The following is a 19998-nucleotide window of genomic DNA, read 5'->3' on the forward strand; positions in this document are numbered from 1 at the left end:
ACCGGCGGTCCGGCCCGGCCGCTCTCCGAACGGGGGAAGAACTCGTACCACGCGCCGTACAGCGCCCGCTCCCGCTCCACCAGCAACGGCAACGGGAGGGATCGGGTGAGCCGTTCACGCAGGGGATGCTCCGCGAGAGTGGCCGCGACCCCGGGGGCCTGGGCCGCCGCGAACCGCTCGGCCGCGGGCAGGGAGTCGTCGCGCAGGGTGTCCGCGGCCGCCAGCACCGTGGCCCGGCCGGCGGCCTTCGGCACGCCCGCGGCGGCCCGCTCGTGGAGGGCGGCACCCTCCTCCAGGACCAGGCCGACGTCGATCCCGGCGGGGATCTTGATCTCGGCGGAGCGCCGCCATCCTGTCACCGGGTCGCTCCAGGCTTCCACCAGGTAGGTCCAGTGGCCCATGGCCGCCGGAGTGACCCGGGCCCCCCAGTGGTCGCTTCCGGGGGCGAGTTCACGCATCGGTGTCCACGGGCCCGGACGGCCGCCGGGATCGACCAGGACGACATTCGCGCCGACCGCGTCATGGCCTTCACCGAAAAGAGTGGCGGTGACCTGGAAGGTCTCGCCCACAACCGCCTTGGCCGGTCGCCGGCCGCGATCGACGACCGGCCGCACATCCATGACGGGTGTGCGGCCGGTCTCCGTGTACGCGTCCGTGATCGCGTCCATGCGTCTCGCCTCCGCGGTTCTGGGCCCGAATCGTCGTTGCCGCGAAAGGCCCTCTCGGTGCGGTCCCTGGGACCGTCGTTCAGATCCGTGCCGGAACGTCCTGCAGGTAGACCTCGGCGGCGTTCGCCGCCTCCCGCGCGCACCGCTTCCCCATCAGGACGCACAGGGTGTATCCGGTGTTCTCGAAATTCCCCCGCACCACACCGTCGGAGGGAGTCGCGAGAAGCAGGCGTTCCCACGCCCGGTAGCGCTCCAGATGCCTGGCGACCTCGGCTTTGGCAGGCAGCAGCATCACGCTGGTCACCTTCCCGATCTCTCGACCGCGCACGGCTCGCCTGGCCGGCGGATGAGGGCCGTACGCGAAGGGGGGCCGGTCCGTCACGGAGCGACACCCTCACTCATGGTGCCTGTGCGGCGACCGAGCGTCTTGTTGGATCTTCAACCAGGCGGGGTCGCGCTCGGGTTGCACGAATGGAGTAGCCCTCTCATGCTGAGGGTGACTCAGGAGCGATCGGCGGTCACGCTTCGCAATCGAGTCCCGGTCCCGCAGGGGGCGAGGTGGAGCGAGAGCTTCGCCGGTGAGGAGCCAACGAGATGAAAGCCGCAGTTCCCTGCTACTACCACCTGGATGTGGAGCTCAGCGAGGAAAAGGTCGGGCAGGTCAGGCGCATCCTGGCCGCGCACCTCAGGTACTGGAACCTGGAGAATCTCGTCGAGTCCGTCTGCCGCTGTGCGGAAGCGCTGCTCCGCACCATCGAGCAGCACTCGGCGGACAAGAACACGACGATCGAGATGTGGTGGAACGGCCGGCGGCTGTTCGCGGCCGTCTCGGACAACAGTCAGGACATCCGCCCGCACCGGGCGCCCCAGGGATGCCTGGCCCAGATCGCGGCCCTGAGCGACGGCTGGGGCTGCTGTGCCACGGACCTCGGCGGAAAGATCATCTGGTCCTCGTGGCGGGCCCGCGCCGCCGACCACGCCCCGCTGGCCCCGCCCGTTCCCGCGCCCTGCCTGCGTGTGGCGCGTGCGACGCCGTTGTACGCGGTGCTGCCGGAGCCCGCGCTCGCCGCGAACCGTGACGGGACCGAGCCGGCCGCCGTCCACGGGTGACCGGCCGGTGGACCCGGCCGCGCTGTCCGGTCAGGTCGTCGAGGGCGTCGATCCGCAGGGATCGGCGCCCTCGGCGTGCCCGGCGTCGTCCGTCCGGCCGCGTCCGGACGGTGCGTCCGGCCGGTCCGGGTCGCCGAGCCAGCCGGATGTCACGGGGTTAGGCTAATCATTGATCGGGCTGAAACGGGCACATCGGACCCAATGGCGGAGAGCCTGTCCGGTCCACGGCCCGGACGCCGGGACCTGGGGCGGTCTCCAGATACGGGGATGCACATGTCCACAACACCGGTACAAGCGGCACGCCAGGAACTCTCGGCATTCAAGGGCCAGTTGATCGGCCCGGAGGACTCCGGGTACGACGAGGCCCGTGCCGTCTACAACGCGATGATCGACCGGCGGCCCGCCCTGGTGGCACGCTGTACCTCCCCGGAGGACGTCGCCCTGATCATCGGCTTCGCGCGCGACCACGCGCTCCCGCTCGCGGTGCGCGGCGGCGGTCATCACGGGGCGGGCCTGAGCACCTGCGACGACGGAGTGGTCCTCGACCTCTCCCCCCTCAAGGACATCACCGTCGATCCGGCCGCCCGCACGGTACGGGTCGGCGGCGGCTGTCTCCTGGGCGAGGTCGACCGCGCCACCAATGAGCACGGCCTGGCCACACCCAGCGGCATCATCTCCACCACGGGCGTCGGCGGCATCACCCTCGGCGGCGGACTCGGTCATCTCACCCGCAAGTGCGGGCTGGCCGTCGACAACCTGCTGGAGGCCGAGCTGGTCCTGGCGAACGGCGAGCACGTCCGCGCGAACGCCGACGAGAACACCGACCTCTACTGGGCGATCCGCGGCGGCGGCGGCAACTTCGGCGTCGTCACCTCGTTCCTCTTCCGGCTGCACGAAGTGAGCACGGTCGTCGCCGGTCCCACCTTCTGGCCCGTCGAGCTCGGCGCCGAAGTCCTCGCCGCCTACCGCGACTTCATTCCCCACGCGCCGCGTGAACTCGGTGGCTTCTTCCTCTTTGCCTCGGTCCCGCCGGGACCGCCGTTCCCGGAGGAACTGCACTTCAAGAAGGTCTGCGGTGTGCTGTGGTGCCGCGTGGGCGACGACACCGACGCGGCCGCCCGGGACATGGCCCCGCTGCTCGACGCCCTGCCCGAGCCCCTGCTGCACGGCCCCGCGCCGATGCCGCACCCGGCCATCCAGTCCGCTTTCGACGGCGTCTACCCGCCCGGCGACCAGTGGTACTGGCGGGCGGGCTTCGTCGATCAACTCCCCGGCGAGGCCGTTGACCTGCACGCCAAGTTCGGCGCCGCGATGCCGACCTGGAAGTCGACCATGCACCTCTACCCCATCGACGGAGCCGTCCACGACGTCGGCCCGACGGACACCGCCTGGGGCTACCGCAATTCGGGCTGGGCCGCCGTCTACGCGGGTGTCGATCCCGACCCGGCCAACGCCGACGTGATCAAGCGGTGGAGCGTCGACTACTCCGACGCCCTCTTCCCGTACTCCGCGGGCGGCGCGTACGTCAACATGGTGATGGCCGAGGACCAGGAGAGCGTCCGGGCGAGCTACAGCGGCAACTACGACCGTCTGGCCGGGGTGAAGGCCGAGTACGACCCCGCCAATCTGTTCCGGCTGAACCAGAACATCGAGCCGGCGTCGAGCGACTGACCTGCCGGGCGGGCCCGTTCACAATGTGCGGGCCACGCCCCCGTGGACGTCCGTGGGCTCCGGCGACGTACCGGGCTCCGGACGCCACAAGGGGCAGGACACGATGCCGGGTTCGACCGGTTCGAGGCCCTCGTAGAACGCGCCGACCTGTTCGGGGCTGCGCAGCACGTACGGGATCGCCCCCGTGTCGTCGTAGCCCTGCTGCGCCTCCTTGAGCGCCGCGTCCGTGTCCGTGCTGTCGTAGTGCACGAAACAGCTGCCGGAGGGCAGCGCCGCCTGCAGGCGCCGGACGATCGACCGGGCCTCCTCGTAGTCCTGGATGTGACCGAGGATGCCCATCAGCATCAGCGCGACGGGTCGGGAGAAGTCCAGGATCCGGGACGCCGACTCGATGATCTTCTCGGGCTCGCGCAGGTCCGCGTCGATGTAGTCGGTGACGCCCTCGGGCGTGCTCGTCAGCAGTGCCTGGGCGTGGCGCAGCACCAGCGGATCGTTGTCCACGTACACGACGCGGGACTCGGGCGCGACGCGTTGGGCCACCTGGTGGGTGTTGTCGTACGTGGGCAGGCCGGTGCCGATGTCGAGGAACTGGCGGATGCCGAGTTCGCCCGCCACGAAGGTGACGGTACGGATCAGGTAGGCGCGCGACGCGCGGGCCATGGTCTCGATGTTCGGGGCGACTTCGCGGTACGCGTCCCCGGCGACCCGGTCGACCTCGTAGTTGTCCTTCCCGCCCATCCAGTAGTTCCAGATGCGGGCGGAGTGCGGCACCGTCGTGTCGATCTTCGACAGTGCGTCCTGGTCGGGAGCGGATCGGTCGGCCATGGGAGTTCTCCTGCCGTGCGTCACGCGGTCGGTTGCTTACGCTATCGGCAACAGGCCGATGCGCAGGCCGAGTTGACGGATCGCCCGGGTGGGGTCGTGGGCGGCGCCGGCGGGTTCCCCGGTGTCGAGCGTGATCACGGGGACGTGCTGGGCCAGCGTCCGCAGAACCCGCTCGTACGCGTGTGCCGCCTCGGTGTCGTCGGTCCCGCCCGCCATGTGGACGAGAGCGCCGTCGCGTTCGGCCACCGCTTCCGCGAAGTCCAGCGCCTGGATCCACGTCACCCGGGAGCGGCCGCGGCGCAGCGGTCCGTAGACCAGTTCGTGGACGAGGCCGCCGTCGACGGCCAGCCGGCCCGGCGCGGACAGCAGTTCGCGGTAGGGCTGGGTGGGGTCCACATGGTGAAGATGCCCGTGCAGCGGGCGGATCGTGAAGTGATGGCGGGCCAGCTCGGCGAGGAGCGGGCGCCGGTCGAGACCGTCGGGGCCCTCGACGACCAGCGTCCGGCACCGTGTGAGGCCCTGGTGGAGGATCATGCCCGTATCCCTCCCTCCGGGACGAACGGCTCGGCCAGTGTGGGGGGACAACCCGCACGGCGGGAGTGTGCGTGCGGGTTGTCCGGTTGTGGGGGCGTGGTCGCGGACGCGGGCCTGTCCGGCGCTTCCCGCCGTGGACAGGCCCCGGAGAGGCGCGGGGCTCGCTCAGGCGATCAGGAAGTCGGCCTGTCCCGACTTGGCGCCCTCGATGAACGCGGCCATCTCGTCGCGGGACCAGATCAGCGCGGGCCCCTCGGGGTCCCGGGACTGGCGCAGCGCGACGCTCCCGTCGGGAAGCCGCTTGGCCTCGACGCAACTTCCGCCGTTGGTGCCGCTCCAGGGCTTGTGCCAGTCCTCGGTTCCCAGACCGGCCGCGGACATGCCGTTGTGCACGGGTCCCATGGATCACAACTCCTTACGCAGTTCACCCAGGATGGCCCTGGTCCGGGTGACCGGCTCCGCCTGCACGGACATCCGGTCCAGTACTTCGAGATAACCGACGACGTCGTCGGGCCGGTCGACGTACACCGCGCCCACCAGGCTCTCCGTGTAGACGATGTCGGGGAGTTCGGAGAAGCCGAAGCGGAAGTGGTGGAACGGGCCGAACGCGCCCGGGTGGGCACCCACGCCGAAGCGCATGATCTGGATCCGCACCTTCGGCATGTCCAGGGCTTCGGTGAGCCGGTCGAACTGGGCCCGCATCACCGCGGGTCCGCCCACCGGCCGGCGCAGCACCGTCTCGTCCAGGATCGCCCACAGCGCCGGGGCCTCGGGTTTGGCGAGGAGGTCCTGGCGTCTCATCCGCAGGGCGACGCGGCGCGCGATGTCCTTCCGTGTCTCGTTGGGGAACCCGACGCGCAGCAGGGCCGTGGCGTAGTCGTGCGTCTGCAACAGGCCCGGCACGTAGTGGGGTTCGTAGAGACGGATGACGCTGGCCTCGCTCTCCAGGCTCACGTACGCGCTGAACCAGTCCGGCAGTACGTCGCGGTACGTGTACCACCAGCCGGGCTGGTTGGCCTCCCTGGCCAGGGAGAGGAAGTCGTCGACCTCCGACGCCGGGACCCCGTAGACGCGGAGCAGCTCCCTCACGTACGGGATGCGGAGCCCGACCTCGGCCTTCTCGATCCTGCGGACCGTCAGAGCCGTGACCTCGATGGCGCGCGCGGCCTCCTCGAAGGAGACTCCCGCCTGTTCCCGCAGGTGCCGCAGCCGCTTCCCGAGAACCATGCGCAGGACGGTCGGCGCGCTGCCGCCGGAGCGGTTCTCGCCCACGTCCCACCTCCCGGGAACGGCCGTCTCAGGGGGCAGTGTGCCACGCGGCCGGTGACAGGGACAGAGTGCCGCGGATCGTTCTGAAATTATCGGAACGCCGGTTGCACAGGCGGCGGGAGGGCCACCATAGTGATCGAGTGACCTGTCGCACATTCGGCGACTTTCACGCTCAACTGCGCTCATCCGCACGGCAATTGAAACACCGCCAGATTCGGAACGGAGTGCAGCCGCACGCGGATGTGAGGCGATACGGGATGGCCGCCGTGACCGAAGGACAGGCGAGGGACGTCGGCAGGTCCGCCGGAGGGAATCCGGTGCTGGGGGTCGTGCTCAAGGAGGCCGGCTGCTCCTACGCCTCCCTCGCCCTGCGGGTCAATGAACTGGGGCGCCGCCAGGGCGCCGACTCCCACTACGACAAGGCGTCGGTCACCCGTTGGCTCCAGGGTCAGCAACCTCGCGGCGGCACACCGGAGTTGATCGCCGCCGTGCTGTCCGAGCGGCTCGGCCGCGCCCTGTCCCCCACGGACCTCGGATTCCACTCCGACTCCCAGCGCCCCGTCGCGAGCAGGGCGCTCGTCTACGGCGAGGACGTCGCCGAGACCCTGCACACGCTCGCGGAACTGGGCTCCACCGACATCTCCCGCCGCAGTCTCCTCGGCACGGTCCCCTTCGTCCCGGCGTCCCTGACGAACCCTCAGCGTGAGTGGCTGCTCTGGCTGTTGGAACATCAGGAGTCGCTCTCCCAGGCCCTGCCCGTGAGCGACGGCCCCGTCGAGCAGGTGCACGCGATGATCGCCGTCTTCGACCAGATGGACAACCACTACGGTGGCGGCGGTGTGCGTACCAGCATCGTGCACTACCTCTCCACCGAGGTCGTCCCCATGCTCCAGCGGCGCGGCACCCCGTCCGGGCAGCGCCGACGGCTGTTCGCGGCCGCCGCCCGGCTGGCCGCGATGGCCGGCTGGAGTTCGTACGACGCGGGGGAGTACGGCCTCGCCCAGCGCTACATGACCCAGGGCCTGCGGCTGTGCGCCGAGGGCCGCGACCGGGTGCTCGGCGGCCAGATCCTCGCGGGGCTCTCCCACCTCGCCACCAACCTCGGCCGCCCCGACGAGGGTGTGGCACTCGCCCGCGCCGGAATCGTCACGGCACAGGGGGCCGGCAGCCCCCTCGGACTGATGCGGCTGTACGCCATGTCGGCGCGCGGACACGCCGCGCGGGGCCGCTCGGACGACACGTCGAAGGCGCTGCGGCTGGCGGAGCGGCACCTGGCGGAGAGCAAGGGGGCCGAGCAGGAGTCGCCGTGGGTGCGCTATCTGGACCACCACTACCTCCAGGCCGAGTCCGCTCTCTGCTTCCGCGACCTGGGGCTCGCCCGCCAGGCCGAGCGCACGGCGAGCGAGTCGCTCGGCTCGGGCGCCGACCGGCGCCGGCGCCAGGCCATCAGCCGCTCCGTCCTCGCGACCGCGCACCTGCAGCAGGGCCGCCTGGACGAGGCGGTCGGCACCGCGACCCTGGCGCTGGAGACCCTCGGCGCCGTCCACAGCGAACGATCCGTCCAGGCCCTGCGGGACTTCCGCAGACGCCTCGAACCCCGTCGCGCCGAACCCGTCGTGCAGGAATTCGAGCGCCGATCCCGTGGTGTCCTCGGGGCGGCGGCCTGACGGGCGGGCCCGTCACCGGGGCCGGGCCGTGACCGGGGCCGGGCGCGGTGCCGTGACCGGGATCGGCGCCACGAACCTCGCGGGGTTCAGTACCCGTCGGGGGAGGGGGCGTTCTGGGCGCGGTCGACCGGGAGGTGCGCGCCGGATATCCCGCTCGACCAGTCCGACAGCAGGAACGCCACGACCCGGGCGACCTCCTGCGGTGCGACCGGCCCGCCGCCCGGCAGCTCCGCGGCCACGAAACGGGCGAACGCCTCGGGTTCCTCCCGGCGCATCCGGTCCCAGCGGCGGCCGGGGATCACCATGGAACCGGGGGAGACCGCGTTCACCCGGATCCCGTCCGGGCCGAGCTCGCGGGCCAGCGAGGCCGCGAGCTGGATCTGCGCGGACTTCGCGACCGAGTACTGCGCGGGCGGGCCCGGCTTCCAGCCGGAGATCGAGGAGATCACCACGACCGAGCCGCCGCCCGCGGCTCGCAGGTGCGGGACCGAGGCCCGTACCAGCCGGGTCGCGTGACCGACGTTCACCGCCCAGGTCGCGGCCCAGTCGTCCGCGTCCGCCTCCTCGAAGCCGCCGCCCCGCGAACCGCCCGTGCAGGCCACCACCCCGTCCAGGCCGCCGAAGCGTTCCGCCGCGTCCCCGACGAACCCCTCCAGGTCCCCGGGCGCGGTGACGTCGAGCCGTCGGGTGAACAGACCCGGGCCCATCGAGGCGGCCAGCGTGTCCAGATCCCGCGCGGTGCGCGCACACGTGGCCACCCGTACGCCCTCGGCGGACAGCAGCCGCACGATCTGCTCGCCGAGTCCGCGCGTACCGCCGGTCACCAGCACCCGTTTGTCACGCAGTCCCGCACGGCCGGTGTCACCGTCAAGGGACACCGTCGCACCGCCCCCGCTCCCGTTCCTCACAAGATCGAACATACATCCCACGCCACTACGCGCTTGCAACCGGACAACCCGAATACCCCCTGGTCGCCCCGGCAGTCCCGCGTGTTGGCTGCACGGGCAGCCGCAGCGACAGCCGCCCCCCGGGCCGCACCCGAAGGAGGACCGATGCCGGCATCCAGGGCACCGCGCCGCGAGCCGACGCCCGCACCGGTCCATGGCAACCCGGCTCCGGGGCACGAGACACGGGCCCCGGAAAGAGGGGTCCACCCCGCGGACGACCAGGCCCTCCGCACCCACGCCGCCGAGCGGCCCGCCCCATCGGCACCGACCGCGTCGGAACCACCGGCGCCGCGGGTCCCGACCGCTCCGCCCGTACGGTCCGGAGCCCCGGCCCCGATCGAACCCGCACGGTCCGAGGCCTCACCGCGCACGGGGCCCCCACCCAACGCGCCCACCATCCCGACCGAGCCTCGACAGGCCGCGGCTCCGGCCCCGACCGAGCCGGGACCGTTCGTGGCCCCGGCCTCGACCGGGCCCGTGCGGGGTCCGGCTCCAGCCTCGACCGAGCCGCTGAGCGCCGAGGCTCCGGCCCCGACCGTGCCGGTGTCGTCCGGGACCCCGGCCCCGACTGTGCCGGTATGGTCCGGGACCCCGGCCCCGACCGATCTCGAACCGTCGGCGACCCCGTCCGCCGGAGCCACCGCCCCGGGCGGCACCCCTACGAACCGGGTCCGCGGAGCGCACCGGCTGCGGACCACCGTCCCGGCGCACCCGTCGCGGGTGCCCGGTGTGCGGGCCATGGTCGCCGAGTACCTCACCCGCCTGCGGCTGCCCGCCCAGCGCGTCGACGACGCGGTGCTCGCGACCGGGGAACTCTTCACCAACGCCCTGAGACACGGCAGCCCCGACCGCGGCGACACCATCACCGTCGGCATCGCGTGCGACCCCCGCGAACTGCGGGTGTCCGTCGCCGACCGCTCGTCCGCCCTGCCCGCGCCACGGACGGCGGGCGGGGCCGAGGAGTCGGGACGCGGACTGACGATCATCGCCGCGCTGAGCGACGACTGGGGCGTCGCGCCGGCCGACCCGGGCACCACGGGAAAGAAGGTGTGGTTCTCGATGGTGCTTCAGACGGTGCCGTGAAGGCCGTCCCGAGGCGTCAGGCCGGGGACCCCGGGGCGGCACACCCGGGGGGCCGGGGCTCCGTGCCGATGGTCCCGGAGCTCGCCAGGGCCCTGGCGGGGGAACTCGTACGCCGGGCCGACGAGGAACGCGGCCTGATGCGCCAGGCGCGCGACCGCCCCACCGGAGCGTGGCGTGAGTCTCTGGCCGCCTGCCGCGCGGGCAACGCCCGGGCGCTCGCGGTGATCGTCCGGCGGCACGGCTGGCCGACCACCGCCCGGGTCGGCCCGGCCGCCTCGACCGCGGCCCTGATGATCCTGTTGCACGCCCCGGACCTCGGTCTGCAGCTCCGATGCCGCGATCTGATCGCCCGGGCCGTGGCCGACGGACTCTGTCCGGCCCCGCACCACGCCTACATCGCCGATCACTGCGCCGTCGAACTGGGACTGCCGCAGTTCTACGGCACCCGCGTCGACCCGGTCACCCTGCGCCCCTGTTCCGTACGCCGTCCCGGGACCGTCGACGAGCGGCGCCGGGACGTCGGTCTCGGCCCGCTCGACGAGCAGATGCGGCGCCTGCGCGAGGGCCTGTGAGGCGCCAGGGAAACGTGATGTGCAGCACGCCCCGAAATACCCCGTTCGGGTGGCGCGGAATGATTGTGGCTGGGCACGGCTTGATCACCGATCAAGAAAGGAGAAATCGCTGGCCACGGCCGGTGCGGCGCATTTGACACTTCGTTGAGGGCACAGATAGGAACAACTCTCTGAAGTGGAGAGGTGGACTGTGCGCGAGCCCAACGTGGTCGGGGACTGGCAGGAGTACGACGAGCAGGCCGGCCTGCGTGTTCGCGTTCATGGTGTGGAAAAGGCCGAGCCCCCGAAGGGGCGTGACGACGCGGCCGACGAACTCACCTACTTCAGATTGCGGGTGACCGTCGAGAACCGCGCCACCGAACATTTCGGCATCCACCTCGAAGACGGCCAGATCGATATCCGCGTCGGCGCAGACGGCGAGAGCGCCTTCCTCGACTGGCGGAACTCGCAGTTCATCGAGGGATACGACGTCTATCCGCTGCGCCGGGCCACCGCGGTCCTGTTCGCGGCCGGCCCCGACGCCGTCCTCGACCGGATGGACATCCAGGTCCAGCTCAAGGTCGACGACGAGTGGACCGAGCGCTTCCTCTGGGCGGGCGGCATCGCGAACGACACGCCCGTCGACGCGGCCGCGCGACCCGACACGGCCCGGGACAGCCTCGCCTGTCAGGTGACCAACTTCCTGCGGCGCGAGGCGGAGTCCTGAACCGCCCGAGTGGAGTCCGAACCACCTGAAAGGCGACGAGTCGGGCGAACGCCGGATTTCGCCCCACGGGCTATGGTCGCCGGGTGAGTCGAACCGAAGCGCGCTCCGAAGGGGCGGGTCCCTTCACGACCCGGCTGACCTGGCGTCTCGTGGACGGTCGTGTCGCGGTCTGGGAATCCCGCCTGGCCCGCAAGCGCGGCTTGCTCACCGTGCGCGTCCCGGGGGAGACGGAGGGCCGCTCCCGGCGGGCGGACACCGCGTCGATCGCCCGGCTGCGCCGGCTGAACGTCATCGCCGCGGCCGCGTTCATGGTCGGCGGGCTGCTGTTCGCCCTCGGGGCCGGGGTCGCCCAGTTCGGCTCGGGGGGCCTGACGGGCGCGTGGATCTACTTCACCGGCGGCCTGTTCTTCAACACCGGGGGCTACGCCTCACTGCTTCAGGCGGTGAACGCTCCTCGCCGCGACAGCGCGTCCGACGCGTTGGCCGGGCGGCGCTGGCGGTGGTGGAGCTACGAGCCCGGCCGGATCGACTGGCTCAGCACGTTCCTGCTGTTCGTGGGGACGCTCGTGTTCGGCGTCAATCTGCTGGACTCGCTGCTGAAGGGACTCTCGGTCCAGCAGACGGACCGGCTGATCTGGGCGCCCGACATGGTCGGCTGCGTCCTGTTCCTCGTCTCCGGTCACCTCGCCGTCGTCGAGGTCTGCCACGGGCGCCCGCGTGTCCTCGCCGGCGACCTCGGCTGGTGGATCGTCGCGGTCAACCAGTTCGGATCGGTGCTCTTCTTCGTCTCGGCGCTGGCCGCCTACACACGGCCGACGACCGGCAGTCTCGTGAACGTCGACATCGCCAACTGGGGCACCCTCGTGGGGGCGCTGTGCTTCTCGGCCGGGGGCGTGATCCAGTTCTTCGAGCGGCCCTGAGGGCGGCGCGGACAGTCCGCCGATCGGCTACCGATCGCTCGCCGGGTTGCCCTCGACCCACTGGATGAGGAGCTGTCGTACGTACGGATTGCCCTCCTGGGCGGCGTGCGCCAGCCGCTCCGCGCTCGCCCGGGCCGCCCGCCAGCCCGCGGGGGTGTCCTCGGCGTTGGCCTGGTCCGCCGCGGCCAGCGCGTCGGCCGCCAGGAGCCGCAGATCCTCCGAGAGGTCGTCGTCCGCGGCGGCCCGGTACGCCTCCAGGCGCAGGGCCGCGAGGGCCGCCGGCGAGGGAGCGGGCTGCGCGGGCGGCTGGGCGTAGCCGCTCACCGCTATCACCACGCAGAAGGTGGCGACGTCCCGGCGGTTCTCCGACTGGCCCTTGGCGATGGCGGGCGCGAGCCACTTGGGAGCCCGCCAGTGCGAGACGGCGGTGGCGACGAGGAGGGCAACGGCCAGCAACGCGAAGGGAATCCAGCCACCGAAGAACCAGCCGAGCGGCCCGAGGACCAGGAAACAGACGGCACTGCTCATCCATATCCGGCGGCGGCCGAGTCTCAGGTGTCGTGGATCCATGTGTCTCAGTGTCTCAGGGGCGCCCGGCACGCGCCGAGGGGGCGGGTGATTCCCGCGGTCCCACCGCCCTCCGGCCCGGCCGGACCCGGAGCCGGGGTGTCCGACCGCTTCCCGCGTCGTCGTGGCGGGCACGCGTCGTGACGGCTGCCGGTGCCGGAACGCCCCGCGTCACGGCCCCGGGTGGCGTGAACCGCCGTGAACCGGCCTCGTGAGAGCGGCGGCGGGTGTGAACGGCGCGTATCGAATGGCCGGAGATGGTCCTGTCCATCGGGACCCCCCGTACGTACGATTTCGTCGCTCCCGGCCTTCACAGCTCCTTCACAGCCGGGAGTCGGCTGCGCGTGCGTATTTGTCATGCGCATGCATAAATGAGCCGCGCTTGATCCACGCACTGGTCCGCGACGGTTCCCCGTTCCCTCGGGGAGCCGCACCCCCCATTCATGGCGGTACGCCCGCGGGCTGCCGCCGGAACACCTACGCAACGGATTGGAGCACCATGGCCGGTGGCCTGTTCATGGGTGGCGCGATCGCCGCCCTGTTCGCCACAGCGCTTCCCCTGTCGAGCCCGTCCTCCGGTATCCAGGACCCGCCCCCGGACAAGATCGTCATCAGTGTCGCCACGGTCAACGGATCCGGCTGTCCCCAGGGAACCGCGGCTGTCGCCGTCTCCCCGGACAACACCGCCTTCACCGTGACCTACAGCGACTACCTCGCCCAGGTCGGGGGCAACGCCGACCCCACCGCGTTCCGCAAGAACTGCCAGCTCAACCTGATCGTGCATGTCCCGCAGGGCTTCACCTATGCCATCGCAAGCGCCGACTACCGCGGCTTCGCCTCGCTCCAGCCGGGAGCCAGCAGCACGGAGAAGGCCTCGTACTACTTCCAGGGATCCCCGAACACGGCGTCCATCACCCACCCCTTCCGCGGCCCGTACGGCGACGACTGGCAGGCCACGGACACCACCGACTGGGCCCAACTGGTCTGGGCGCCCTGCGGTGTGCAGCGCAACTTCAACATCAACACCGAGCTCCGCGTCAGCGCGGGCACCTCGACGCCCGGCAGCTCCAGCTTCATGACCATGGACTCGACGGACGGCGACATCAGCACCGTTTACCACCTGGCCTGGAAGGAGTGCCCCGCCGCCTGACCCGCCGCCTCCCAGATGGGTCCTCGGCCGGCTCCGCCGCATCGGAGCCGGCCGAGCGGGTCCGCGGTCGTCCGCGGGCGGTGCGCTACGGCAGCAGCTTGTCGACCGCCGCGGAGCCCTCGTCCTGGAGCTTTCGCTCGGCCCAGGCGAGGCTCTCCGGTGTGACGTCGCGACCCGCGGCGAGAACCAGGTCCTCGGCCGTCACCGGGCCCTCGGTCCCGGTGTGCAGCAGTGCGTCGGGGGTCGCCCTGTCATCGGAGGGTGTGGACGTGTCGGACTGGCTCATCGGCATGGTCTCTCCCTGTTCCACCGGATCTGTATTCACGCTACGGGCATTCCGTACGCCCCGCGCGACACGCCGTGGGCCACGGCTGATCCACGGGTGCCGCGGAGGGCGAACCCCCGTTCGGCTGCGCTGGAATGTCGGATTTTGTTCGCGGAGGTGATGGTGAAGGAGCTCGCACCACCACGAATGAACGGAGCTTGGAATGCGTATTCGTCTGATGGCCGCCGCCGGACTTGCCAGCGTCGCCCTGCTGGCCACCGCCGGGACCGCCGCCGCCGACACCGGGCCGACCGGCGCCGCGGCGAACAGTCCCGGACTCCTGTCCGGCAACGTCATCCAGATCCCGGTCCACATCCCGGTCAACGCCTGTGGCATCACGGCCAACGTTCTGGCGCTGCTGCCCACGACGGCGGGGAACACGACCACCTGCTCGAACAGCTGACGGTCCGACGTCCGCGGGTCCGGGCTCTCGCTGCCCGGACCCGCTGCCCGGCCCCGAGCCCGGCGGCACACTCATCCTCCCGAGTGAGCCGCCGGGCTCGGCCGTGTCCGGGGTGCGGGACCCGGTCCGACGGGGGTGCGGGGGGAGGGGGCGGGACCGGATCCCCGGGCGGCGGGGGTCATCGGCGACTCGCGGACCCGGGGGTGTCGTCCGGCGTCCACGTATTGGTCTGTACATGACCATCGCGGCGGGCCAGACTGTGCGCCGACCGGACACCCCCCATCGAGGAGCACCCTTCATGCGCATGCCCGCACGGCAACGTTGTCACGCGGTCCTGGCCGGCCTCGTCACCCTCACCACCGCCGCCGTCCTCTCCGTGGCGACCGGCGCGCCCGCCTCCGCCGCCGACACCTGGAACGAGGTGGGCTCGGACCGCGCCGACCCGCTGACCGAGAGCCAGGGCCTGACCTCCGTCGAGGTCCCGGCCGGCAGCCCCAACCACTACACGGGCATCGGCACGATCCCCGTGAGCGTGAGCAGCCGGGGCTGGAACCACGTGGGCGACCCGGACGCCTCGTACAACGGCTACTACGTGGAGCCCTATCAGAGCGACTCCGGCAGCGCGAAGATGTTCCGCGTGCAGGCACCGGGCGGCGCCTGGTCGGAGTACGTCCACAAGCTGAGCGCCGGAGAGGCGCTGAACAACTCCTTCGTCACCATCGCGCCGAGCGGTACCTGGATGGTGTCCGGCGAGTACGGCACGATGAACCGGCTCCTGGTGTTCCCGACCCCGGGCGTCAACCCGGCGACCACGCCCTCGGCCGACCTTCCGCTGGCGTCGGCCGTCAACCTCGACCACGCCGTACGCGACGTACAGGGCTGCGACTTCGTGACCGCGACCCGGCTGCTGTGCTCGTCCGACGACCCCGCCGGCACCCTCTTCGGCATGACCAAGCCGCTGCTCCAGATCGACCTGTCGGCCGAGCCGGGCGGCTCGGCCGACGTCTCCGGACACGTCACGGCACTGCGGCAGCTCCCGCTGCGCAGCTCCTGCTCGGGCACCTTCGAGGCGGAGGGCATCGACTACGACCGCCGCAGCGCCACCCTGCGCGTGATCGTGGTGTCCCCGGGCTTCTGTGTGCTGACCGACAGCAAGACCTATCGCTTCACCAAGAGTTGAGCCCACACTTCAGAGGAAGCCTGGGCGCGTGCCCCCGGAGGGGCTGTCGACCGACGGGGGGCGTACGCGCCCGGAGAGGGCTGGGTCTAAGGTCAGAGGCAGATTCAGAGTGATGGGGGGTGGCCGGCAATGGTGCAGGACGAAGCCGTGATCGGCTGCACGGGGGAACTGCTCATCGGCACCCGGGGGTCCGCCGGACCCGGCGAGGTCCTCGTGCGCGTGAGAGGCGGATCCGAGACCTTCCATGCCTGGTCTCGGGAGCCCCTGCCGAAAGGGGCGACCGTGCTGGTGATCGAGTCCAGGGGATGCCGTGAGGTCGACGTCATCACGTGGGCCGATCCACTGGACGCGCTCGACGGCGATGCCGTCGGCGAAGCTTGAGAAGGAGAAGCATGTTCGGTTATCGCGTACCCGCCCCCGACGAGGCGATGTTGATCTCGGGCGGCAGGCGGGGACTGGGGGGCGCGCCGTTCCGAGTGGTGACGGGGCACGGCAAGTTCGTGCTTCCGGTCTTCCGCAAGACCCGCTTCCTGACCCTGTCCATGTGCGAGGCGGAGGTCACCGAGACCTGTGTCACCAAGCAGGGCATCTCGCTGCACGTCCGCGCCGTGATCGCGTTCAAGGTCGGCAACGACACCGAGAGCATCATCAACGCGGGGCAGCGGTTCCTGTCCGACCAGGACCAGATGTCGGTCCTGACGGGCCGCATCTTCGCGGGCCATCTGCGGTCCATCATCGGTTCGATGACGGTCGAGGAGATCGTCACCGAGCGGCAGAAGCTCGCCGCCGAGGTCCTCGACACCTCGAAGCTGGAGATGGCGAAGATCGGCCTCATCGTCGACTCGCTGCAGATCCAGTCGATCGACGACGGCGACACCGGCTACATCGACGCGATGTCCGCGCCGCACAAGGCGGCCATCCAGCGTCAGGCCCAGATCGCCCAGGCGCAGGCCACGCAGGCCTCCGTCGAGGCGCAGCAGGTGGCCGCGCGCAACCAGGCCGAGTACGCCCGGCAGACGGCCATCGTGCAGGCGGAGTACTCGGCCGAGGTGGACCGGGCGCAGGCGCAGGCCGCCCAGGCGGGCCCGCTCGCCCAGGCTCACGCCCAGCAGGAGGTCCTCGCGGCGCAGACCGAACTCGCCCAGCGCGCCGCCCAGTTGCGTCAGCAGCAGCTCGTCGCCGAGGTCGTCAAGCCGGCCGAGGCCGAGGCCGCGCGGATCAAGGTGCTCGCCATCGCCGACGCCGAGCGCATGAAGATCCAGGCCGAGGCGGCCGCCTCGCACGACCGGGTCGCGCTCGACCGGATGCTGATCGACCAACTGCCCCTGATCGTCAAGGAAGCGGCCGGCGGCCTCGCGGGCGCGAACGTCAACGTCCTCAACGGCGCCGACGGTCTCGGCGAGATAGCGGCCGGCCTGGTCGCCCAGGGCCTGACCATCCTCGACTCGGTCCGCCAGAACCTGGGCGCACCGAACTCCGAGAGCGGCGCCGCGAAGGCGAACGGCCCGCTCGAACTCCAGGGATACCGCACGCCGGTCGACGTCGAGGGCGACGAGCCGAAGGGCGCCTCGTCGGCCAACTGACCCTCGTCCGTCCTCGGTCCTCCGCGTCCGCCGTCCCGTCCGGGGCGGCGGACGCGGCCGTTTCCCCAGGCGAGGGCGCACGATGGTCCACGTTTGTATCAACCGGCCCGGATGTCCCTCAAGTCCCTTACACTCTGGCCCAGTTGATCAATTGACGCGGCCGCCCCAGGAGGAGCGCATGCCCCGGACACCCTCGCGACGCACCGCAATCAAGGGCCTCGCCGCCACCGGCGCCGCGGTCGTCGGGTTCGATCCCTTCACCCGGAGCTGGGCGGCCACCACGGCCGACACCGGCCGCCGGCCGCTCGCGGGCCTCCCGTCGCTGGACGGCAGCGTGCACACCGACGACGCCTCGCTCACGGCCGACGCCGACGACTACGGCCACATCGTCCACCGGCGTCCCGCCGCGGTCCTGCGACCCGGCTCGGTGCGTGACATCGTCGCCATGGTGCGCTTCTGCGGCAAGCACGGCATCTCCGTCGCACCGCGCGGCCAGGGCCACGCCACCCAGGGACAGGCCCAGGTCGACGGCGGCCTGATCATCGAGACCACACCGCTCGCGTCGATAGGCCCCGTCGGGCCGCGCAGCCGGACGGTCACCGTCGGCGCGGGAGCCCGGTGGAGCCAGGTCGCCCGGGCCACCCTGGCCCACGGACTCACCCCGCCCACCTTCACCGACTATCTCGAACTCTCCGTCGGCGGAACCCTGTCGGTCGGCGGCATCGGAGGCCAGACCCACCAGCGGGGCGCCCAGGTCGACAACGTGACCGAACTCCAGGTCGTCACCGGCGCGGGCGACCTCGTCCGCTGCTCCCCGACCCGACACGGCGACCTGTTCCACGCCGTGCTCGCCGGACTCGGCCAGTGCGCGATCATCGTCGGTGCCACCCTGCGCCTGGTCCCCGCGCCCGAGACCGTACGCCACTACCTCCTGCCGTACGACGACCTGCGCACGTTCCTCGACGACCAGCGGCGGCTCGTCGAGGAGGGCCGGTTCGACTACGTCGAGGGCCAGGTGACCGCCGACGCCGACGGGGCCTTCAGCGGCTATCTCCTCGAAGCCGTCGCCTACGGACCGCCCGTCGGCCCCGCCCCCGACGACACCGAGCTGCTGAGCGGACTGCGGCACGACCCGGCGGGCGTGCAGGCGAGCGACCTCGGCTACTACGACTTCCTCGACCGGCTCGCGGCCTCGGTCGCCGCCCTCAAGGAAGCGGGACTGTGGGCCTTCGCCCACCCCTGGTTGAACCTGCTGCTGCCGGGCCGCTCGGCGGCGACGCTGACCGAGACCCTGCTGGCGGACCTCACCCCCGCCGATCTCGGACCCGGTGTCGTCCTGCTGTACCCGGTGCTGCGCGCGAACCTGCACACCCCGCTGCTGCGCACCGCCGACGACCCGGTGTCCTATCTCCTGGCCGTCCTGCGCACGACCCCGCCCGAGGACACCGCGACCGTCGACCGGCTGCTCGCGGCCAACCGGACCGCCTACGAGACCGTCCACGCGGCGGGCGGCACGCACTATCCGGTCGGCTCGGTCCCCTTCGACGCGGCCGACTGGCGCGAGCACTTCGGCCCCGCCTACCGGCGGCTGGCCTCCGCCCGGCACACGTACGACCCGCGAGGGATCCTGGTCCCCGGGCAGGGCGTCTTCTGACGGCTGCGGTTCGTCCGCGCTCCACTCCCGTCCCGGCCCGGGGTCACCAGCGGCCGGGTTCGCTGCCCACGATCGGTGTGGACGGCGCGCCGTCCACCCCCCGCGGGACATCACCGGCCAGCATCACCCGGTGCATGACCCGCGGGTGGTCGAGGTGGGCGGTGTCGCTCGGTGCCAGATGGATGGTGGCCCGGTTGTCCCAGAAGGCCACGCTGCCCGGCTCCCACCGGAAGCGGACGGTGTACTCGGGCCGGATCGCCTGCTCCAGCAGCATGTCGAGCAGCGCCCGGCTCTCCGGCCGGGACACCCGGAGGATCTGCTCGACGTAGTAGCCGTTGACGAACAGCACCCGCTCACCCGTCTCCGGATGCACCCGCACCAGCGGGTGATCGGTGGCGATCTGACGGTCCAGCAGATGACGGGCGTACGCGTCGTCGCCCGGCCGGCTCTGGTAGCCCACCCCGAGCCGGTGCTCGGCGCGCAGGGTGTCGACGAAGGAGCGCACGGGAGCCGACAGGCCCGCGTAGGCGGCGGCCAGGTTCGACCAGGTCGTGTCGCCGCCGTACGGGGGTACGGTCTCGGCGCGCAGAATCGTGGCGGCCGGGGGATCGACCCGGGCGCCGTGGTCGCTGTGCCATCCGCGCAGCAGCGAGTGACGGCGTCTGCGCAGCCACTCCTCGTGGTCCATCCCGTAGCGCCCGCCCAGTTCGAGACGGTCGGCCGTCGTCTCGACCTCGGGGAAGTCCCCGGGGGACACGCTGCCCCGGGACCGGAGACGGATCGGCGTCCCGAACCGGCGCGCGAAGGCGACGTGCGTGGCGTGATCGAGCCGTTGGCCGCGGAAGAACAGCACCTTCCAGCGCAGGAGGGCCGCCCTGATCGTGGCCACGGTCTCGTCCGTCGGCGGTTCCGCCAGGTCGACTCCCGTGACCTCGGCGCCGATGTGTCCCGCCGCCGGCTTCACTTCGAGGGATGTGACCTGGTCCGTCATGGGGCCTCCGTGATCCTTGGGTCCGGCTCGTCGGCTCCAGCATGACCGCTCGACCGGGCACCCGACAGGCCGCCTCGCGCGTGGTGGCGGGCATCGGCCGGGGGAGGGCGGGTGTTCGCGGGAGAGGGGGCGCACACGGGAGGCGCGCGGCGCGCACGGGGTGTGTCCGGTGT

The 19998-nt window shown here is 71.7% G+C and carries 23 protein-coding genes and 1 pseudogene; 13 read left to right on the forward strand and 11 right to left on the reverse strand.

Features of this window, described 5'->3' with window-relative positions:
- On the reverse strand, positions 1–668 hold a 668-nt coding region (locus ACIQ7M_RS40120), incomplete at its 3' end, for a maltotransferase domain-containing protein (protein ID WP_403653888.1).
- Positions 669–768: 100 nt separating this feature from the next.
- Positions 769–960 (reverse strand): annotated as a pseudogene (locus tag ACIQ7M_RS40125) (DUF5133 domain-containing protein); the annotation flags it as partial.
- A 302-nt stretch (positions 961–1262) separates the two neighbouring features.
- Here ACIQ7M_RS40125 and ACIQ7M_RS40130 point away from each other — a divergent pair.
- Positions 1263–1778 (forward strand): pep a2, encoded by a 516-nt coding sequence (locus ACIQ7M_RS40130; protein ID WP_389843199.1) that lies wholly within the window; start codon positions 1263–1265, stop codon positions 1776–1778.
- A 30-nt stretch (positions 1779–1808) separates the two neighbouring features.
- Here ACIQ7M_RS40130 and ACIQ7M_RS40135 read toward each other — a convergent pair whose 3' ends face one another.
- Positions 1809–1931 carry a hypothetical protein gene (locus ACIQ7M_RS40135; RefSeq protein ID WP_403653891.1) on the reverse strand — a complete coding sequence of 41 codons (123 nt, stop codon included), beginning with the start codon at positions 1929–1931 and terminating at the stop codon, positions 1809–1811.
- 120 nt (positions 1932–2051) lie between these two features.
- Here ACIQ7M_RS40135 and ACIQ7M_RS40140 point away from each other — a divergent pair, with 120 nt between their 5' ends.
- On the forward strand, positions 2052–3449 hold the full coding sequence (locus ACIQ7M_RS40140) for an FAD-binding oxidoreductase (protein ID WP_386980709.1): 1398 nt from the start codon (positions 2052–2054) through the stop codon (positions 3447–3449).
- An 18-nt stretch (positions 3450–3467) separates the two neighbouring features.
- On the opposite strand, the gene ACIQ7M_RS40145 is transcribed toward ACIQ7M_RS40140, so the two are convergent.
- From ACIQ7M_RS40145 to ACIQ7M_RS40160, 4 genes are all read right to left on the reverse strand, one after another.
- Complete coding sequence (locus ACIQ7M_RS40145) at positions 3468–4274, reverse strand: SAM-dependent methyltransferase (protein WP_403653895.1); 807 nt, start codon at positions 4272–4274, stop codon at positions 3468–3470.
- 36 nt (positions 4275–4310) lie between these two features.
- On the reverse strand, positions 4311–4808 hold the full coding sequence (locus ACIQ7M_RS40150) for a hypothetical protein (RefSeq protein ID WP_403653898.1): 498 nt from the start codon (positions 4806–4808) through the stop codon (positions 4311–4313).
- Positions 4809–4973: 165 nt separating this feature from the next.
- A complete protein-coding gene (locus tag ACIQ7M_RS40155) occupies positions 4974–5210 on the reverse strand; it encodes a DUF397 domain-containing protein (RefSeq protein ID WP_403653901.1) in 237 nt (78 codons plus the stop codon).
- 3 nt (positions 5211–5213) lie between these two features.
- Entirely contained in the window at positions 5214–6035 is an 822-nt protein-coding gene (locus tag ACIQ7M_RS40160; protein ID WP_403653948.1) for a helix-turn-helix domain-containing protein, read from the reverse strand.
- A 299-nt stretch (positions 6036–6334) separates the two neighbouring features.
- Here ACIQ7M_RS40160 and ACIQ7M_RS40165 point away from each other — a divergent pair, with 299 nt between their 5' ends.
- Positions 6335–7744 carry a hypothetical protein gene (locus ACIQ7M_RS40165; RefSeq protein WP_403653904.1) on the forward strand — a complete coding sequence of 470 codons (1410 nt, stop codon included), beginning with the start codon at positions 6335–6337 and terminating at the stop codon, positions 7742–7744.
- A gap of 86 nt (positions 7745–7830) precedes the next feature.
- Here ACIQ7M_RS40165 and ACIQ7M_RS40170 read toward each other — a convergent pair whose 3' ends face one another.
- Positions 7831–8622 carry an SDR family NAD(P)-dependent oxidoreductase gene (locus ACIQ7M_RS40170; protein ID WP_403653907.1) on the reverse strand — a complete coding sequence of 264 codons (792 nt, stop codon included), beginning with the start codon at positions 8620–8622 and terminating at the stop codon, positions 7831–7833.
- Positions 8623–9261: 639 nt separating this feature from the next.
- On the opposite strand from ACIQ7M_RS40170, the gene ACIQ7M_RS40175 reads away from it, so the two are divergent.
- The 4 genes from ACIQ7M_RS40175 to ACIQ7M_RS40190 all read left to right on the forward strand — a co-directional run bounded on the left by ACIQ7M_RS40175 (position 9262) and on the right by ACIQ7M_RS40190 (position 11972).
- Positions 9262–9774, forward strand: a complete 513-nt coding sequence (locus tag ACIQ7M_RS40175) for an ATP-binding protein (RefSeq protein WP_403653910.1) — start codon at positions 9262–9264, stop codon at positions 9772–9774.
- Positions 9775–9842: 68 nt separating this feature from the next.
- Positions 9843–10346, forward strand: coding sequence for a DUF6624 domain-containing protein (locus ACIQ7M_RS40180; protein ID WP_403653951.1), 504 nt, complete (start codon positions 9843–9845; stop codon positions 10344–10346).
- Positions 10347–10536: 190 nt separating this feature from the next.
- On the forward strand, positions 10537–11052 hold the full coding sequence (locus ACIQ7M_RS40185; protein ID WP_386980723.1) for a hypothetical protein: 516 nt from the start codon (positions 10537–10539) through the stop codon (positions 11050–11052).
- Between the two features lie 83 nt (positions 11053–11135).
- On the forward strand, positions 11136–11972 hold the full coding sequence (locus ACIQ7M_RS40190) for a hypothetical protein (RefSeq protein ID WP_355776034.1): 837 nt from the start codon (positions 11136–11138) through the stop codon (positions 11970–11972).
- Positions 11973–11999: 27 nt separating this feature from the next.
- Here the strand turns inward: ACIQ7M_RS40190 and ACIQ7M_RS40195 are convergent, their stop codons facing one another.
- Complete coding sequence (locus tag ACIQ7M_RS40195) at positions 12000–12542, reverse strand: hypothetical protein (protein ID WP_384802883.1); 543 nt, start codon at positions 12540–12542, stop codon at positions 12000–12002.
- 496 nt (positions 12543–13038) lie between these two features.
- On the opposite strand from ACIQ7M_RS40195, the gene ACIQ7M_RS40200 reads away from it, so the two are divergent.
- Positions 13039–13689 carry a DUF4360 domain-containing protein gene (locus tag ACIQ7M_RS40200; RefSeq protein ID WP_403653914.1) on the forward strand — a complete coding sequence of 217 codons (651 nt, stop codon included), beginning with the start codon at positions 13039–13041 and terminating at the stop codon, positions 13687–13689.
- 85 nt (positions 13690–13774) lie between these two features.
- On the opposite strand, the gene ACIQ7M_RS40205 is transcribed toward ACIQ7M_RS40200, so the two are convergent.
- Entirely contained in the window at positions 13775–13981 is a 207-nt protein-coding gene (locus ACIQ7M_RS40205) for a hypothetical protein (protein ID WP_389843174.1), read from the reverse strand.
- A 196-nt stretch (positions 13982–14177) separates the two neighbouring features.
- On the opposite strand from ACIQ7M_RS40205, the gene ACIQ7M_RS40210 reads away from it, so the two are divergent.
- The 5 genes from ACIQ7M_RS40210 to ACIQ7M_RS40230 all read left to right on the forward strand — a co-directional run bounded on the left by ACIQ7M_RS40210 (position 14178) and on the right by ACIQ7M_RS40230 (position 18834).
- The gene (locus ACIQ7M_RS40210; protein WP_403653917.1) at positions 14178–14417 is read left to right on the forward strand and encodes a chaplin; all 240 of its coding nucleotides are present in this window, start codon (positions 14178–14180) and stop codon (positions 14415–14417) included.
- A gap of 298 nt (positions 14418–14715) precedes the next feature.
- Positions 14716–15597, forward strand: coding sequence for a hypothetical protein (locus tag ACIQ7M_RS40215; protein ID WP_389843168.1), 882 nt, complete (start codon positions 14716–14718; stop codon positions 15595–15597).
- A gap of 129 nt (positions 15598–15726) precedes the next feature.
- The gene (locus tag ACIQ7M_RS40220) at positions 15727–15978 is read left to right on the forward strand and encodes a hypothetical protein (RefSeq protein ID WP_355776272.1); all 252 of its coding nucleotides are present in this window, start codon (positions 15727–15729) and stop codon (positions 15976–15978) included.
- 11 nt (positions 15979–15989) lie between these two features.
- Positions 15990–17180 carry an SPFH domain-containing protein gene (locus tag ACIQ7M_RS40225; RefSeq protein ID WP_403653921.1) on the forward strand — a complete coding sequence of 397 codons (1191 nt, stop codon included), beginning with the start codon at positions 15990–15992 and terminating at the stop codon, positions 17178–17180.
- A gap of 178 nt (positions 17181–17358) precedes the next feature.
- Positions 17359–18834, forward strand: a complete 1476-nt coding sequence (locus tag ACIQ7M_RS40230; RefSeq protein ID WP_403653924.1) for an FAD-binding protein — start codon at positions 17359–17361, stop codon at positions 18832–18834.
- 43 nt (positions 18835–18877) lie between these two features.
- On the opposite strand, the gene ACIQ7M_RS40235 is transcribed toward ACIQ7M_RS40230, so the two are convergent.
- Positions 18878–19825, reverse strand: a complete 948-nt coding sequence (locus tag ACIQ7M_RS40235; protein ID WP_403653927.1) for a TauD/TfdA dioxygenase family protein — start codon at positions 19823–19825, stop codon at positions 18878–18880.
- Between the last annotated feature and the right edge of the window lie 173 nt (positions 19826–19998).

The sequence above is a fragment of the Streptomyces sp. NPDC096324 genome (assembly GCF_044763015.1).
Lineage (GTDB): Bacteria > Actinomycetota > Actinomycetes > Streptomycetales > Streptomycetaceae > Streptomyces.

Excerpts from the sequence above, each read along its gene's own strand:
- ACIQ7M_RS40225 (WP_403653921.1), top strand. The coding sequence starts at position 15,990 with ATGTTCGGTTATCGCGTACCCGCCCCCGACGAGGCGATGTTGATCTCG.
- ACIQ7M_RS40130 (WP_389843199.1), top strand. The coding sequence starts at position 1,263 with ATGAAAGCCGCAGTTCCCTGCTACTACCACCTGGATGTGGAGCTCAGC.
- ACIQ7M_RS40200 (WP_403653914.1), top strand. The coding sequence starts at position 13,039 with ATGGCCGGTGGCCTGTTCATGGGTGGCGCGATCGCCGCCCTGTTCGCC.
- ACIQ7M_RS40215 (WP_389843168.1), top strand. The coding sequence starts at position 14,716 with ATGCGCATGCCCGCACGGCAACGTTGTCACGCGGTCCTGGCCGGCCTC.
- ACIQ7M_RS40230 (WP_403653924.1), top strand. The coding sequence starts at position 17,359 with ATGCCCCGGACACCCTCGCGACGCACCGCAATCAAGGGCCTCGCCGCC.
- ACIQ7M_RS40235 (WP_403653927.1), bottom strand. The coding sequence starts at position 19,825 with ATGACGGACCAGGTCACATCCCTCGAAGTGAAGCCGGCGGCGGGACAC.
- ACIQ7M_RS40205 (WP_389843174.1), bottom strand. The coding sequence starts at position 13,981 with ATGCCGATGAGCCAGTCCGACACGTCCACACCCTCCGATGACAGGGCG.
- ACIQ7M_RS40210 (WP_403653917.1), top strand. The coding sequence starts at position 14,178 with ATGCGTATTCGTCTGATGGCCGCCGCCGGACTTGCCAGCGTCGCCCTG.
- ACIQ7M_RS40145 (WP_403653895.1), bottom strand. The coding sequence starts at position 4,274 with ATGGCCGACCGATCCGCTCCCGACCAGGACGCACTGTCGAAGATCGAC.
- ACIQ7M_RS40140 (WP_386980709.1), top strand. The coding sequence starts at position 2,052 with ATGTCCACAACACCGGTACAAGCGGCACGCCAGGAACTCTCGGCATTC.
- ACIQ7M_RS40195 (WP_384802883.1), bottom strand. The coding sequence starts at position 12,542 with ATGGATCCACGACACCTGAGACTCGGCCGCCGCCGGATATGGATGAGC.
- ACIQ7M_RS40165 (WP_403653904.1), top strand. The coding sequence starts at position 6,335 with ATGGCCGCCGTGACCGAAGGACAGGCGAGGGACGTCGGCAGGTCCGCC.
- ACIQ7M_RS40160 (WP_403653948.1), bottom strand. The coding sequence starts at position 6,035 with ATGGTTCTCGGGAAGCGGCTGCGGCACCTGCGGGAACAGGCGGGAGTC.
- ACIQ7M_RS40220 (WP_355776272.1), top strand. The coding sequence starts at position 15,727 with ATGGTGCAGGACGAAGCCGTGATCGGCTGCACGGGGGAACTGCTCATC.
- ACIQ7M_RS40155 (WP_403653901.1), bottom strand. The coding sequence starts at position 5,210 with ATGGGACCCGTGCACAACGGCATGTCCGCGGCCGGTCTGGGAACCGAG.
- ACIQ7M_RS40180 (WP_403653951.1), top strand. The coding sequence starts at position 9,843 with ATGGTCCCGGAGCTCGCCAGGGCCCTGGCGGGGGAACTCGTACGCCGG.
- ACIQ7M_RS40150 (WP_403653898.1), bottom strand. The coding sequence starts at position 4,808 with ATGATCCTCCACCAGGGCCTCACACGGTGCCGGACGCTGGTCGTCGAG.